This is a genomic window from Georgenia sp. Marseille-Q6866, assembly GCF_965111665.1.
In genome coordinates, this window is the sequence record NZ_CBCOOR010000011.1 from 87583 (window position 1) to 102474 (window position 14892).

12 protein-coding genes are annotated in these 14892 nt (G+C 72.9%); 6 read left to right on the forward strand and 6 right to left on the reverse strand.

Annotated features, from left to right (window positions below):
* Positions 1-17: 17 nt before the first annotated feature.
* On the forward strand, positions 18-812 hold the full coding sequence (locus tag ACWPXV_RS10980; protein ID WP_454085266.1) for an endonuclease/exonuclease/phosphatase family protein: 795 nt from the start codon (positions 18-20) through the stop codon (positions 810-812).
* A gap of 42 nt (positions 813-854) precedes the next feature.
* On the opposite strand, the gene ACWPXV_RS10985 is transcribed toward ACWPXV_RS10980, so the two are convergent.
* The gene (locus tag ACWPXV_RS10985; RefSeq protein WP_454085267.1) at positions 855-2777 is read right to left on the reverse strand and encodes an amidase; all 1923 of its coding nucleotides are present in this window, start codon (positions 2775-2777) and stop codon (positions 855-857) included.
* Positions 2778-2899: 122 nt separating this feature from the next.
* A complete protein-coding gene (gene dnaG, locus ACWPXV_RS10990) occupies positions 2900-4915 on the reverse strand; it encodes a DNA primase (RefSeq protein ID WP_454085268.1) in 2016 nt (671 codons plus the stop codon).
* Positions 4916-5204: 289 nt separating this feature from the next.
* Between dnaG and ACWPXV_RS10995 the strand changes: the two genes are divergently transcribed.
* On the forward strand, positions 5205-5915 hold the full coding sequence (locus tag ACWPXV_RS10995; RefSeq protein WP_454085269.1) for a GAF and ANTAR domain-containing protein: 711 nt from the start codon (positions 5205-5207) through the stop codon (positions 5913-5915).
* 4 nt (positions 5916-5919) lie between these two features.
* Positions 5920-7404 (forward strand): PP2C family protein-serine/threonine phosphatase, encoded by a 1485-nt coding sequence (locus tag ACWPXV_RS11000; protein WP_454085270.1) that lies wholly within the window; start codon positions 5920-5922, stop codon positions 7402-7404.
* A 12-nt stretch (positions 7405-7416) separates the two neighbouring features.
* Here the strand turns inward: ACWPXV_RS11000 and ACWPXV_RS11005 are convergent, their stop codons facing one another.
* Positions 7417-8670, reverse strand: a complete 1254-nt coding sequence (locus ACWPXV_RS11005) for a deoxyguanosinetriphosphate triphosphohydrolase (RefSeq protein ID WP_454085271.1) — start codon at positions 8668-8670, stop codon at positions 7417-7419.
* Positions 8671-8748: 78 nt separating this feature from the next.
* Here ACWPXV_RS11005 and ACWPXV_RS11010 point away from each other — a divergent pair, with 78 nt between their 5' ends.
* The 3 genes from ACWPXV_RS11010 to ACWPXV_RS11020 are packed head-to-tail and all read left to right on the forward strand — an operon-like array spanning position 8749 to position 10976.
* Positions 8749-9168: a pyridoxamine 5'-phosphate oxidase family protein gene (locus ACWPXV_RS11010; RefSeq protein ID WP_454085272.1), complete on the forward strand. Its 420-nt coding sequence runs from the start codon at positions 8749-8751 to the stop codon at positions 9166-9168.
* A 4-nt stretch (positions 9169-9172) separates the two neighbouring features.
* Positions 9173-9784: a GNAT family N-acetyltransferase gene (locus ACWPXV_RS11015; RefSeq protein ID WP_454085273.1), complete on the forward strand. Its 612-nt coding sequence runs from the start codon at positions 9173-9175 to the stop codon at positions 9782-9784.
* 4 nt (positions 9785-9788) lie between these two features.
* Entirely contained in the window at positions 9789-10976 is a 1188-nt protein-coding gene (locus tag ACWPXV_RS11020; protein WP_454085274.1) for a DUF3459 domain-containing protein, read from the forward strand.
* Positions 10977-10982: 6 nt separating this feature from the next.
* Here ACWPXV_RS11020 and ACWPXV_RS11025 read toward each other — a convergent pair whose 3' ends face one another.
* The 3 genes from ACWPXV_RS11025 to ACWPXV_RS11035 form a co-directional block, all read right to left on the reverse strand.
* On the reverse strand, positions 10983-11882 hold the full coding sequence (locus ACWPXV_RS11025) for a sugar ABC transporter permease (RefSeq protein WP_454085275.1): 900 nt from the start codon (positions 11880-11882) through the stop codon (positions 10983-10985).
* A 1-nt stretch (position 11883) separates the two neighbouring features.
* On the reverse strand, positions 11884-13497 hold the full coding sequence (locus ACWPXV_RS11030; protein WP_454085276.1) for an ABC transporter permease subunit: 1614 nt from the start codon (positions 13495-13497) through the stop codon (positions 11884-11886).
* A gap of 82 nt (positions 13498-13579) precedes the next feature.
* Positions 13580-14824, reverse strand: a complete 1245-nt coding sequence (locus ACWPXV_RS11035; protein WP_454085277.1) for a sugar ABC transporter substrate-binding protein — start codon at positions 14822-14824, stop codon at positions 13580-13582.
* Positions 14825-14892 lie beyond the last annotated feature (68 nt).

Below are 14892 nucleotides of genomic sequence, written 5' to 3' on the forward strand. Positions count from 1 at the left end.
GTGTGCGCTCCTGCACCGTGAGAACCACAATCGAGGTCATGCGCCTGGCCACCTTCAACATCCTGCACGGACGCTCCCTCGTCGACGACGCGGTGGACCTCGATCGGTACGCCCGCGCGGTCCGCGCCCTGGACGCCGACATCCTCGCCCTCCAGGAGGTGGACCGCGACCAGCCCCGTTCCCACGGCGCCGACCTCACGACGATCGCCGCCGAGGCGATGGGCGCCGTCGACCACCGCTTCGCCGCCACCCTGGCGGGCCTCCCGACGACGTGGTCGGCCGCCACCGGCGAGCTCCAGCCCGGGACCGCGAGCTACGGCGTCGCCCTTCTCTCGCGCTGGCCGGTCCGCTCGTGGACCGTCATTCCGCTCGACGCCATGCACGGCCCGGTACCGGTCGTCTTCGACGGCGCCGAGGAGCCGACGATGGTGACCGACGAGCCGCGCGTCGCCGTCGCCGCCGTCGTCGAGACGCCCGAGGGGCCGATGACCGCGGTCTCCACCCACCTCACCTTCATCCCCGACTGGACGACGGTGCAGCTCGAGCGGCTCGTCGCCGCCCTCGCGGAGATGCCACGCCCCGCCGTCCTCATGGGCGACCTCAACATGGCCGGGTCACGCCCCACCGTGGCGACCGGCTGGCGGTCCCTCGCCGACGCGCTCACCTTCCCGGTCTCCCACCCGGACCGGCAGATCGACCACATCCTCGCCGAGGGCGCCATCCGGGCCGCCGGTGAGGCACGGTCCGTGGCCACCGGCCTCTCCGACCACCGGGCACTCGTCGTCGACGTCGAGCGCGGCTGGCACGGCTGAGCGCGGGAGGGGCGGCCCCACAGCGGCCGCCCCTCCCCCGGATCAGCCCGCCTGCCCGAACCTGCGGCGCAGGACCGGGATCGCGATCCCGACGGCGACGAGCAGGGCCGCGACACCGCCCAGCACCCCGACGGCGGCTCCCGTCTGGGCAAGTCCGCCGCCCGCACCGCCGGTCGGCACGTCCACCGGCGCCACGGTGGGCGGGTCGACGGCGGGCGGCTCGGTGGGCGCGGGCTCGACCGGCTCCGGCGTCGTCGGCTCCGGCTCGGGCTCGGTGGGAGCAGGCTCGGTCGGCTCGGGGTCGGCCGGCTCCGGGTCGGTCGGCGCCGGCGCCGCGATCTCCGGCGTGCTCGCCGGGGCGGTGCGGTGGCCGGTCGCCTGCTCGTAGTCGTAGGCCATGGCGAGCAGCTCGGGCTCACTGAACGGCAGGCCCATGAGCTCGAGCCCGACGGGCAGGCCGGCGTCGGTGAAGCCGGCGGGCACGGTGAGCGAGGGGAAGCCGGTCTGCGCCGAGGAGGCGCAGTTCGTGCCCGGCTGGGACTCCCCGACCGGCTGCGCGACCTGCCGGATCGTCGGGTAGGCGAGGGCGTCGATGCCGCCCTCCTCGAAGGTCTCGACGAGGATCTCCCGCGCGCGGTCTTGCTTGTCGAGCCGCTCCAGGTACTCGGGGGTGGGCATCTCGGGTGCGGCGTCGAAGCTCTCGAGGGTCGTGAGCACCGACGGCGTGACGTCACCGCTCGCGACGACGTCGGACAGCGTGAGCTCGTCCGCCGGCGCGGTCAGCGCCGCCAGCCCCTCGGGCCACTCGGCACCGTCCTGGGCGAGGTAGGTGTTGAGGTCGCGCTTGAACTCGTCACCGATGACGCCGGACTGCGCGATCGCGTCGACGTACTCCTGCGGCATCTCGATCTCGACGACGGTCGCCCCCTGCTCCTCCAGGTCCGCGGTCGCGGCCACGACGAGGGCACTCGTGGGCTCCTCGGCCGGCGTCGCCCCGAGGTACTCGGGGTTGACGAGGAGGCCGATGGTGCGGCCCTCGAGCGCGCCGTCGTCGAGCACGTCGCGGTACGACTCGGGGACCAGGCCCTCCGCACGCACCGTCACCGGGTCCTTGGGGTCGTGGCCGACGGTGGCGTCGAGGAAGATCGCCACGTCCTCGACGGTCTTGGCGATCGGGCCACCGACGTCCTGGGTGTCGGACATCGGGGCGATCCCGTCGCGGCTCAGCAGGCCCATCGTCGGGCGCAGCCCGACGAGGTTGTTCTGCGCGGCCGGGATGCGGATGGAGCCGCACGTGTCGGAGCCGAGCCCCGCCGTCGCGAAGCTGGCCGCCACGCTCGCGCCGGTGCCACCGCTGCTGCCGCCCGGGTTGCGGGTCTGGTCGTAGGGGTTGCGGGTCTGCCCGCCGAGCGAGCTGATGCTCGTGATGCCGGCGGCGAACTCGTGGAGGTTCGTCTTGGCGATGACGATCGCACCGGCAGCACGGAGCCGCTCCACCTGGGTCGCGTCGTCGGGCGCCTGGAATTCCGCGAGCGCCACCGAGCCGTTGGACGTGGGCATGTCCCCGGTGTCGTAGTTGTCCTTGACGACGATCGGCACCCCGTGGAGCGGCCCGCGGACCGTGCCGGCGGCGCGCTCCGCGTCGAGGGCCGCCGCCTCCGCGAGCGCGTTCTCGTTGAGGGTGATGACCGCGGAGAGCCCGGGCTGGTCGTCGTAGGCGTCGTCGTACATCGCGATGCGCTCGAGGTAGCGCTCGACGAGGGCGACGGACGTCGTCGCCCCCGAGTCCAGGAGCGCGGCGGCGTCGGCCACGCCGAGCTCGACGACGGCAGGGTAGGGCTCAGGGGTGGGGACGATGCCGAAGGCGGACGGCGCGGCGACGCTCAGGCAGGCGACGCTCGCGGTCGCTGCCAGCACGCCGACGCGCCGTCTGGCGCGTGCTGGTCTCGTGTCGGGTGTGCGCATGGTGCTCCTCGTCTCGCGGGACGCGCGTGGGGCGCGAGGGCCACCGGGGCCCTGTCCCGCACGCTAGGAGCGCCGTGTTTCGCAGCAGTTGCGCCCGCGTTTCGGCACGTGACGAGCTGCGCTCAGCTGTCCTCGCGCAGGGCACGGCGCCGGTTCTCCATGGCGACGAGCTCGGCGAAGAGCGCGACCGCCTCCTCGCTGTCCGGCGGCGTGCGCTGCAGACGGCCCTTGAGGTCGGCGATCTGCCGGGTCAGCCCCATCTGGATGAGGGACATGAGGACGCCGCGGGCGTAGTTGCCCAGCGCCTCCGGCCGGTCCTCGGGCAGGGGCGCGACGGCGAGCTCCGTGATGACGCCGGCGACGGGCCCGACGGAGTTCTCCCGCAGCGTCTCGGTCCACCAGCTGGCGGCGTGACGCTCGCCGTCGGCGCGGCCACGCTCCTGGCTCGCACGGTCGAGCTCGGCCCCGTACGCCCGGGTGCCGCCGGCCGCGCGGATCGCGTCGTGGACGCCGCGGTAGGCCGGGACGGTGAAGGTGTCCGGCGGCAGGTCGTCGAAGCCGGCGCCGAGGGCCAGGTGGGGCAGCTGGAGGACGACCTCGAGCACCTGTCGCTCGAGGCGTGCCACCGGGTCCTCGCGGCCCGGACGGCTCGCCTGGCGGGCGGAGGAGGACTCGGCCGGGTGCCGTCCGCCGTCGTTCCCGCGCGAGGAGCCGCCGTAGCGGCCGCCCTGCTCACCGCGCCCACGCTGCGGGGCCTCGGCGGCACCTCCGCCGCTGCGCTCGGCCTGGCCGACGGCGCGACGCACCGCGACCTCGTCCATCCCGAGCCAGCCGGCCAGCTCGCGGGCGTACTCCGCGCGCAGGGCGCGGTCGCGGATGCCGGCGACGACGGGCGCGGCGGACCGCAGCCCGGAGACGCGCCCCTCGGCGGTGTTGAGGTCCACCTGCCGCAGCGCCGAGCGGATCGCGAAGGCGAACAGGGGCTCACGGCTGTCGACGAGGCCGCGGACGGCCGCCTCCCCGCGCTGCTGGCGCAGGTCGCAGGGGTCCATGCCGCTGGGCTCGACGGCGACGAAGGTCTGCGAGGCGAACTTCTGGTCCTCGCCGAAGGCCCGCAGCGCCGCCTTCTGGCCGGCCTCGTCGCCGTCGAAGGTGAAGATCACCTCCCCGCCACGCGTGGCGCCGGAGGACAGCATGACGCCGGACGCGGCGTCGCCGCTGTCCCCGAGCAGCCGGCGCACGATGCGCACGTGGTCGGCACCGAAAGCGGTGCCGCACGTCGCGATCGCCGTCCCCACGCCCGAGAGGTGGGCGGCCATGACGTCGGTGTAGCCCTCGACGACGACGACCCGCTTGTCCTTGGCGATCGCCCGCTTGGCGAGGTCGATGCCGTAGAGGACGGAGGATTTCTTGTAGATCGGCGTCTCGGGGGTGTTGAGGTACTTGGGCCCCTGGTCGTCGTCGGACAGGCGGCGCGCGCCGAAACCGATCGTGTCCCCGGTGACGTCGCGGATCGGCCACACGAGCCGGCCGCGGAAGCGGTCGTAGACACCGCGGTTGCCCTGGCTGACGAGCCCGGAGGCAATGAGCTCGGGCTCGGTGAAGCCGCGGCCGCGCAGGTGACGCAGCAGTCCGTCCCAGCCCTGGGGGGCGAAGCCGACCCCGAAGGTGGCCGCGGCCTGCTCGTCGAAGCTGCGCTCGGCGAGGAAGCGGCGCCCGATCTGCGCCTGCGGGGTGAGGAGCTGCTCGCGGAAGAACTCCTCGGCCACCCGGTGAGCGTCGATGAGACGCTGGCGGCGGCCGTGGTCACCGCCCGGGCGGGCGGGCCCGCCGTCCTCGTAGCGCAGCTGGATCCCGGTGCGGCCGGCGAGGTGCTCGACGGCCTCGGCGAAGGTGAGGCTGTCGATCTTCTGGACGAAGGAGATGACGTCCCCGCCCTCGTCGCAGCCGAAGCAGTGCCACAGGCCGAGCTGGGGACGGACGTGGAAGCTGGGCGTGCGCTCGTCGTGGAAGGGGCACAGGCCCTTCATCGAGCCGACGCCCGCCTGGCGGAGCGTCACGTGCGCGCCCACGATCTCCTCGATGCGGGCACGCTCGCGGACGGTCGCGATGTCCTCCCGCTTGATCAGCCCTGCCACGCCCTGAGTGTAGGTCGTCCGCGCCGGACCCAGGCGGTCTCCGCACGGCGGGAGCTGGTCGCATCCCCAGTGTGTGCTGCGTCACCAGGGGTATACCCTGGGGTAAGCCGTCAGGAGCGCTCAGCTTCTTCCCCCAGGCGCGGCCCAGCGTTCCCTGGGGCGGCGGTCGTCTCCGAGCGAGGACCTGGGTCCAGACCCTGCTGACCGTCCTGGAGAACCCGATGTCGACTCGATCACTTGCGCGCGCCTGCCCCGCCGCTCGTCCACTCCGCGCCTCGACGGTGACGCCATGGACCTGAGACTCGATGAGGAGCTCGGACCCGCCATGGCCCGGGCATCCGGCCTCCTCCTGGCCGGCCGTGTGGTCGAGGCCGTGCTGCCGCTGCTGACGGCGACGGCGCTCCACGTGGTCCCGGCCGCAGTCGGCTCCGGCATCACCCTGCCGGGCGCCGACGGCGCACATGTCACGGCCGCTGGCACCGACCCCCTCGTGGAGAGGGCTGACGCGTTGCAGTACGAGCTCGACGAGGGCCCCTGCCTGGACGCGTGGCGCCAGCGTCGCTACATCGTGGCCGACGACCTCACCGCCGACGAGCGGTGGCCCCGGTGGGCGCCGCGGGCCGCCGAGCTCGGCCTGCGCTCCGTGGCGAGCGCCGGCCTGGTCGCCGGGGAGGCCGCCGTGGGGGCGATCAAGCTGTACTCGACGGACCCGGCGGCCTTCGACGAGTCCGACCGGTCCGCGCTGGTCCTCTTCGCCGCACAGGCGGCGATCCTCGTCAACAGCGCCCGGACCTCCGAGCGCGCCGGACACCTGAGCGAGGACGTGCAGGCCGCCCTTCGGGAGCGGGACACCGTCACCCGCGCGACCGGGCTCGTCATGGGACGGGAGAAGGTGCCGGAGGACCGGGCGTTCAGCTACCTCATGGGCCGGGCGCAGAGCGAGGGGACGTCGCTCCACGACGCCGCCGCCCGGCTGCTCCGTTCCGCGGCCGGAGGCTAGCGCCATGGTCGTCCTCACGCCAGGACGCCAACGAGAGCTGTGCCGGCACGCCCAGGTGAGCGCCCGGCTCAGCACGGACGAGCTGTGGAGGCGGTACTTCGCGGTCGGCGGGACCGCGGGCGCCGTCGAGCTGGACGCCTACCTCAACGGCGCCCTCGACCTCCCGACCGACCAGCGCGACCGGGTGGCGCTGGCCATCAACGAGCACATCGACGCGCTCGCCGGCAAGGTGCGCGCACCGTACTCGCGCCCCGTGCGCTCCGTCGGCGACCAGGACGCCGCCCTCGCCGCGCTTCGCGAGCTGCTCCGTGGCAGCCACCTCGCACCGCCGGACCGGCTCCCGGCAGCCCTCGACGCCGCGGCGGCGCACCTGGGGTTCACGACGGTGCTGTACCTCGCCGACTACGCCAACGAGCTGCTCGTCCCCTTCCCCGGGCGGCACGGTACCGACCGCCCACCGGTGACGATCGATGCCACCCTCGCCGGGCGGGCCTACCGGCACGTCAAGCCGCAGACCACCGTCAGCGGCGACGGCCAGGCCCGCATCTGGATGCCCGTGCTCGACGGCGTCGAACGCATCGGCGTGCTCGACGTCATGCTGGAGGACTCCCTCGACCTGCACGACCCTGTCCTGCACCGCCAGGTGTGGATGGTGTCCCACTACCTCGGTCACCTGGTCACGGTGCTGGAGGTGCTCGGTGACCGCATCGACGCGGTCCGTCGCACACGCCCGCGCAGCATCGAGGCGGAGCTCGTGTGGAGCCTGCTCCCGCCGCTGACCGCCGGCACCGACAAGGTCCTCCTCAGCGGCCGGCTCGAGCCGGCCCACGCCGTCGGCGGGGACGTCTTCGACTACTCGCTGTCCCCCACCCGCGCCCACTTCGCCGTCATCGACGCCACCGGCCACGACCTCCGGGCCGGGATGGCCGCGGCGGTGAGCCTCGCGGCCTACCGCAACGCCCGCCGCCAGGGCCACGGCCTCTTCGCGCAGGCGGACGCCGTCCACCGCACGCTCGCCGAGCACTTCGGCGACTACTCCATGTTCGCCACCGGGGTGTTCGGTGAGCTGGACCTCGACTCCGGTCGCCTGCGCTACTTCGTCCCCGGGCATCCCGCTCCCCTGCTCCTGCGCCGTGGCAAGGTCGTCAAGACTCTCGCCCAGGGCCGTCGTTCGCTCCTGGGGCTCGACGTCTCGAGCGCGGCGCTGGGCGAGGAGCGGCTCGAGGCCGGCGACACCGTCGTCGTGTACACCGACGGCATCACCGAGGCCCGCGACTCCGCGCGCCAGCTCTTCGGGACGGCACGACTCGTCGACATCATCGAGCGTGCCGCCGCCGACGGCAAGCCGCTCCCGGAGATCTCCCGCAGCGTGCTGCAGGCCCTCCTGCGGCACCAGAAGGGAGTCCTGCAGGACGACGCGTCGATCGTCCTCGTCCAGTGGACGACCGAGGGTCAGGCCGACCTGGACCCCACGCTCCTGCGGACCTGAGGCCCCGGCCCGCTACCCGCAGAGGCGCTGGTGCCAGGCCTGGGCGCTGGTGTCGGTGAGGGAGGCGACCTGGTCGACGACCACACGCAGCCGGGCGCCGTCGTCCGCCGCCTCCTCCCAGTCCGCGACGAAGGTCGGCTCGAGCTCGGCCGGCCCGGCCGCGAGGAGCGCCTCGGTGAGCTGCGTGAGCATCGTCCGCTGCCGCTGGTAGACCGGCTCGCTCTCCCGCGGCGCCATGACGTAGTGCGCGGTGACGCCCTTGAGGACGACGATCTCGGCGAGCGTGTCGTCCGGGACGACGAGGTCCGCGCCGTAGCGCGTGAGCGGGCCGTCCCCGAAGCGCTCGCGGGTGGCGTCGTGGGCAGCGTTGCAGAAGCGGCCGATGAGCTGGCTCGTCATGTCCTTGAGCGCCGCGCGGTCACGCCGGCTCTCGCTCCACGTCTCCAGCCACACCGGCAGCGCGACGAGACGCTCGAGGGCCGCGCCGAGCACGTCGTCGGACACGGCCGGGTTGTACCACTGGCGCGTCTGGGCGACGACGGCGGCCTGCTGGTCCGCCTGTCGCAGCACCGCGAGGTCGATGCGCCCCCCGACGACGGCGTCCTCGACGTCGTGCACCGAGTAGGAGATGTCGTCGGCCAGGTCCATGACCTGGCCCTCGATCGACAGGCGCCGGTCCGGGGCGCCCTCCCGCATCCAGGTGAAGACGGGCAGGTCGTCGGCGTAGACCCCGAACTTGCGCGAGGGGCGCCCGCCCGGCTTCTTCGGCGCCTCCTCCACCGGCCACGGGTACTTCGTGGCGGCGTCCAGGCTCGCGCGGGTGAGGTTGAGCCCCACGGGGCTGCCGTCGGCGGTGAAGGCCTTGGGCTCGAGGCGGGTGAGCAGTCGCAGCGTCTGCGCGTTGCCCTCGAAGCCGCCGATGTCCGCGGCCGCCTCGTCCAGCGCCCGCTCGCCGTTGTGCCCGAAGGGCGGGTGGCCGAGGTCGTGGGCCAGGCAGGCGGTGTCGACGACGTCGGGGTCGCAGCCCAGCGTCTTGCCGAGCTCGCGGCCCACCTGCGCGACCTCGAGGGAGTGGGTGAGCCGGGTGCGGACGAAGTCGTCGCTCGAGGGCCCCAGCACCTGCGTCTTCGCGCCGAGGCGCCGCAGCGCCGAGGAGTGGACCACGCGGGCGCGGTCTCGCTCGAAGGCGGTGCGGTTGGGGTTCTTCGGCTCCTCCTGCCACCAGCGCTCACGGTCGGCCGGGCCGTACGCTTCCAAGTCCTCCACGGCCCGAGCCTATGGCGGATCGGCGGTAACACGGTGCTCATCCACACCGGTGTCGGACCCCGGCACTAGCGTGGGGCCATGGCACTGACCCGTGAGGACCGTGAGCAGTTCCTGGCCGAGCCGCACATCGGTGCGCTGTCCGTGGCGGCCGAGCCGGGCCGGGCGCCGCTCGTCGTGCCGATCTGGTACCAGTACACGCCCGGTGGGCGGCTGTGGGTGCTCACCGGCGGGCAGTCGCGCAAGGCCCGCCTCATCGAGGCCTCCGGCCGCTTCAGCCTCATGGCCGAGCGCGTCACTCCCACCGTCCGCTACGTCTCCGTCGAGGGACCGGTGACCGGCGTGCTGCCGCAGACCGACGAGCACCTCGTCGAGATGACCTACCGCTACCTGTCCGGGGAGGCCGCCGAGGGCTACCTCGCGATGGCCCGCCGCGAGCTGGGCGACCACGTCGTCATCGAGATGCAGCCCGGGCGCTGGCTCAGCGCGGACCTCGGGTAGCGCCGTGGCTCCCTCCCCCTGGGCGCACAAGCCCGTCCTCAGCGGCACCCTCACCACCCTGCGCCCCTACCGCGACGAGGACCTGCCGCACATCCTCGAGGCACTCGCCGACCCGGAGCTGCTGCGCCTCACCGGCAGCGTCCACAGCGACGAGGAGGCCCGCGCCACGGGGCACGACGCCGCCCAGCTGCACGGCTGGTACTCCGGCCTCGCGGCCCGCGAGGACCGCCTCGACCTCATGGTCGTGGACCGGGCCACCGGCACCTGGGTGGGCGAGGTGGTCCTCAACGACTGGGACCCCGGCAACGAGTCGTGCAACTTCCGCATCCTCCTCGGCCCTCGTGGCCGCGACCGCGGCCTGGGCAGCGAGGCCACCCGCCTGCTGCTCGACCACGCCTTCACCCACCTCCCCCTCCACCGGGTCTCACTCGGCGTGTACGCCTTCAACCCCCGCGCCCAGCGCGTGTACGAGAAGGCGGGCTTCGTCGTCGAGGGCCGGGAGCGCGAGGCGCTGCGCTACGACGGTGCGCGCGTCGACCAGGTCCTCATGTCGGTCCTGCGGCCCGAGTGGGCCGCCCGTCAGCGCGTCCCGCCCGCGCCGTTGGTGCCACAATGACGCCATGACCGACCCCGTACCCAGCGCGCCAACGACGGCCGCAACGACGGGGACGGTGACCACTCGCCTGGTCCACCGCGCCCCCGTCGGCTCCCCGGAGTGGTGGCGCTCCGCCGTCGTCTACGTCAACGAGCCGCCCCTCGTGAGCGGCACGACCACCCTCGCGGAGGTCGCCGAGCGCGTGGAGCAGATCCGCGCGGTCTCCCGTCTCGGGGTCCAGGCCGTGCGCATCGGCTGCCCTCCCCTGCCGGGCGAGGCGCCTGAGGAGACCATCGACGCCGTCGTCGGCCTCCTCACCCGCGCCCACCGCACGGGCCTGCGCGTGGTCCTGCGCATCGACCCGCTCGACCCGCGGGAGGAGGCGTGTGCCCGCTACTGGCTCAGCCGCGGCGCGGACGGCCTCGATCTCGGCCCGGTCACCGAGTCCGAGCCGGTCTCCCACGCGCGCTACCGCGAGCTGCACGCCGTGCTCGCCGAGCACGCCCGCGACGAGGACCCGATCCTGTCCACCCGGCTCAGCCCCGCCACCCAGTCCCGGGTGGCGGACATGCTCCACGAGGACTGGCTGCACCACCTCGTCGACGCCGACCTCCTCGACGTCAGCGACCCCGCGCAGGTCATGGAGTCGGTGACGGAGAGCCTGCGGATCCGCGACGCGCTCGGCAGCGCCGGCGCCTGGCTGGTCCCCGACGTCCTCGAGGCCGGCTCCCCCGAGCTCGCGCTGGCCACGGCGCTGGTCGTCCTCGCCATGCCCGGCGCGGTCTACCTGCGCCAGGGCATCGAGCTCGGCATGCCGGTGAAGACCACCCAGCACCCCGAGCCGGAGCGCCTCGCGCTGGCCGCCCGGCTCAAGGAGGAGCAGCGCGGGCAGACCGGCTCGTGCTTCGAGACCATCCGCGCCGCCCTGCGCCTGCGCGGGGACCACCGGCTGGGCCTCGCGCCGCTCGCCTGGGTCGACGAGCTGGACGGCCCCGTGCCGGACACCGTCCTCGCCTTCCTCAGCGGGGAGATGCTCGTCGTCGCGAACGTCGGCGACGACGACGTGCCGCTGGCTCCCGAGCGCGAGGTGCTGCTCTCCTCCGCGCCGCTGACCACCGGCCCCGGCGGCCGTCTCATGCTGCCCCCGCACGCCGCCGTGTGGCAGTGGCTGGAGCCGCAGCCCCGGGAGAACGACCCCCGCGTCCGCCGCTGAGGCCGCTCAGCCCTTGACGGACCCGGCGGTGAGGCCGGAGACGATGTAGCGCTGGAGGAAGAGGAAGATGAGCACGATCGGGATCGCGCCGATCGTCGCACCGGCCGCGAAGAGTCCCCAGTTCGCCGAGAGCTGGTCCGAGACCCACCCGTAGAGGCCCACCGCCAGCGTCCACTTCGACTCCGACTGCAGGACGAGCTTGGCGAGGAGGAAGTCGGAGAAGCTCGAGATGAAGGACAGGAGCGCGACGACGGCGAGGATCGGCGCGACGAGGCGCAGGATGATCGTCCAGTAGGTCTGCGCGTGGGTGGCGCCGTCGATCTTCGCGGCCTCGTCCAGCTCCCGTGGCACGGTGTTGAAGAAGCCGTACATGAGGAAGGTGTTCACGCCCAGCGCCCCGCCGAGGTAGACCATGATGAGCGCGACCCGGGAGTTGAGCCCGAGCACCGGGGTGACCTCGCCCAGGACGAGCAGCAGCAGGAAGATCGCGACGAAGGCGAGCAGCTGCGGGAACATCTGGACGATGAGGAGGGCGATGAGCCCGCCGCGGCGCCCGCGGAAGCGGAAGCGGGAGAAGGCGTACGCGGCCGCCGCGCCCATGAGGACCGTGCCGACCGCCGTCGTCGACGCGATGACGAGGGTGTTGGCGAGCCAGGTCCAGAAGTAGGTGTCGCCGAGCTTGCCGTAGTTGGCGGGGCTGATGTCGGCGAAGAGCGCGTTCGAGCCGGTGAGGGTGCCGCGCTCGGCGAGCGAGGCCGAGACGATGTAGACGATGGGCCAGACGGCGTAGACGATCGCGACGACGGCGACGACGTAGCGCCAGCCGATTTCGCTCCACCAGCGGCGGCGGCTGAGGCGGTGCTGCGGGGCGGCGGTGCGCCCGGTGGGGACGGTCGTGGTGGCCATGTCAGTTGATGTCCTCCAGCGCCTGGGTCTTGCGGAAGGTGATCGCCGAGATCGTCGCGACGATGAGGAAGATGACGAGGGACAGCGCCGAGGCGAGGCCGTAGTTGGTCGCCGCCCGGCCGTCGAGCCCGGAGATCGAGTAGACCATCGTGATGAGGATGTCGGTCGCGCCCACGGGCACCGAGGTGTCCTGGAAGCGTGGCCCGCCCTCGGTGAGCATCTCGATGCCGTTGAAGTTGTTGAAGTTGAAGGCGAAGGACGAGATGAGGAGCGGGGCCACCGCGATGAACAGGAGCGGCAGGGTGAGCGAGCGGAAGATCCGCAGCCGCCCGGCGCCGTCGATACGGGCCGCCTCCATGACGTCGCTCGGGATCGACTGCAGCGCACCGGTGGTGATGAGGAACATGTAGGGGAAGCCCACCCACAGCTGGACGCCGAGGACGACGGCGCGGGCGAGCCACTCGTTGGTCAGCCACGGCACCTCCGCCCCGCCGAGGAGCACCTGGTTGACGAAGCCGAAGTCAGTGTTGAGCATGCCGCGCCACAGCAGGTAGGACATGAGCGCGGGGAAGGCGTAGGGCAGGATGAGCAGCGCCCGCATGACCTTGCGCCCCCGGACCCGCTCGTCGTTGAGGACGAGCGCGAAGAACAGGCCGAGGAAGAAGGTCATGCCCACGGTGAGGATCGCGAAGGCGAAGGTCCACACGAGCACCTGGAGGAAGGGCTCCGCGTACCGGGAGTCGCCGAAGGCCGTGGTGAAGTTGTCCAGGCCCACGGGCACGCGCCAGCCGACGTTGAGGATGGTGCCGTCCTCCGCCTCGAACTGCCCGGTGTCGTTCGGGCGGTAGACGGCGCCGGTCTCGAGGTTGGTCATCGTGTCCGCTGCCTCGTCGTACTCGAGGACCGAGCGGTAGACGAAGCCGTTGCGGCCGTCCTGGGTACGGATCGAGCCCTGCTCGGCGTCGTCGGACACCGGGACGCGCAGCTCGACGACCTCGGTCTGGCGGGTGATGACCGTCTGCCGGTCGACGAGCTCCCAGCCCGGCACCTCCGCGACCGCCCCGTCGGTGACGACGGCGCCGTCGACGTCCGCGAGCGGCTCCTCCACGGTGCCGGCCCGGACGGTGCCGTCGTCGACGACGGCGAAGCCGAGCTCGCCGTCGCGCTCGACGACGGCGAGCGGGTAGGAGCTGGAGCCCTCCACCCGCTGCTCGTTCTGGATGAGCAGCGCCTCGATCGCGTCGCCCTTGGAGGAGTTGTGGCCCTGCCCGTAGTTCGTGAACGCGACGTAGCCGGTGTAGGCGACGGTGAAGACCTGGAAGACGAGGAGGAAGGCCAGCCCCGGGAGGATGTACTTCATCGGCAGCGAGCGGCGCGAGAAGTACACGTAGTCGGCGGCGACGAGGAGCGCGACCATCGCCGCGAGCACGCCCCACGACTCTGCCACCCACGCCTGGATGACGATGAAGACGCCGAGGGCGTTGACGAGCGCCATGAGCGCGACCTTGACGAAGAAGCCCGGCGTGTACGTCCGCGAGTGCGGCGTGCGCCGGACGTGGAGCGTCTCGGGCTCCGAGTCCGCCGTCGAGAGCTGAGGGGCCTGGGGCTGGGACATCGCGTGCCTTCCGGGGCGAAGAGGCGAGGGGCTGGCGGTGCGGGCGCGGCACGCCCGTCACCGGGCGTGCCGCGCGTGTGCGTCAGCCGCCGATCGCGGCCTGGATGTCCGAGACCATCTTCTCCCAGCCCTCGACCGGGTCGAGCTGGCCGGAGATGATCTGCCCCTCGGTGACGCCCCAGAAGTTCCACACCTCGCCCATCTCGGGGATGGAGGGCATGGGCACGGCGTCGGCGCCGACCTCGCGGAAGCCGGCCGCGACCGGGTCCTCCGAGACGGTGTCGGCGGCGGCGGTCAGCGCCGGCGTGCGGTCACCGGCCTCGTACAGCGCGATCTGCGCCTCCTCGGTGCCCATGTAGTTGACGAGGAAGTCCGTGGCGAGCAGGGCGTTGTCGCTCTGCGCGCTCACGTAGAAGCCCTGGACACCGGTGAAGGGCTGCGCGGGCTCCCCACCGGCGGACGGGATCGGGTCGACGGCGACGTCGAGGCCCTCGAAGGAGGCGAGCATCCACGGGCCGCCGAGGAGGTAGGCCGCCTCGCCGTTCGCGAAGGCCTCCACGACGATGTCGTACTCCCACGAGGTGTTGAGCGTGCCGGCCTCACCCTGCTCGGCGAGCCACTGGGCGAAGGCGTTGCCGTTCTCGCCGCCCAGGGCGAGCTCGGCGGTGTAGCTGCCGTCCTCGTTCGTCTCGAAGACCGGCGCCCCGAAGGACGTCTGGAACGGGTACATCGTGTACGGGTCGCCGACCTCGGTGATCTGGACGAGGAAGGGGTACTCCGCGCCGGACTCCTCGCCCATGGCGATCATCTCGTCGAAGGTCGCGGGGGTCTCGTCCACGAGCGCGGTGTTGCGGTAGATGGCGATGTTCTCGATCGCGTAGGGCAGGCCGTAGACCTGGCCCTCGTAGGTGAAGGCCGAGGTGGCGACGTCCTCGAACTCGCCGGCCTTGTCGCCGAGCTCGACGGGGGCGACGACACCGTTGGCGGTGAGCTCGCCGAGCCAGTCGTGGGCGCCGACGGTGATGTCCGGGCCCTCGCCGGTGGGGACCTGGGCGAGGAAGTCGGGGCGGATGTCGTCGAAGTTCTTCTGGACGAGCTCGACGGTGGTGCCGGTCTCGGCCTCGAAGGCCTCGGCCGCGGCGGCGACGGCCGCCTCGCGGGTGTCGTCGACCCAGATGGTGAGGGCGCCGCCCTCGGCGGCGGTGGGCTCCTCGGAGTCCTGCGAGGCCTCGGGGGTGGACTCCTCCGGCTCCTCCGACTCGCTGCCACATGCGGCGAGTCCGAGCGTCAGTGCGACGGCTGCGGTGATCACGATGCTACGGCGCATCCGGTATCTCTCCTCTGTCGGGGCCGAGGCGACGCCGGCGTCGTAGCCGCGTCGCTGTGCCGTTTCGG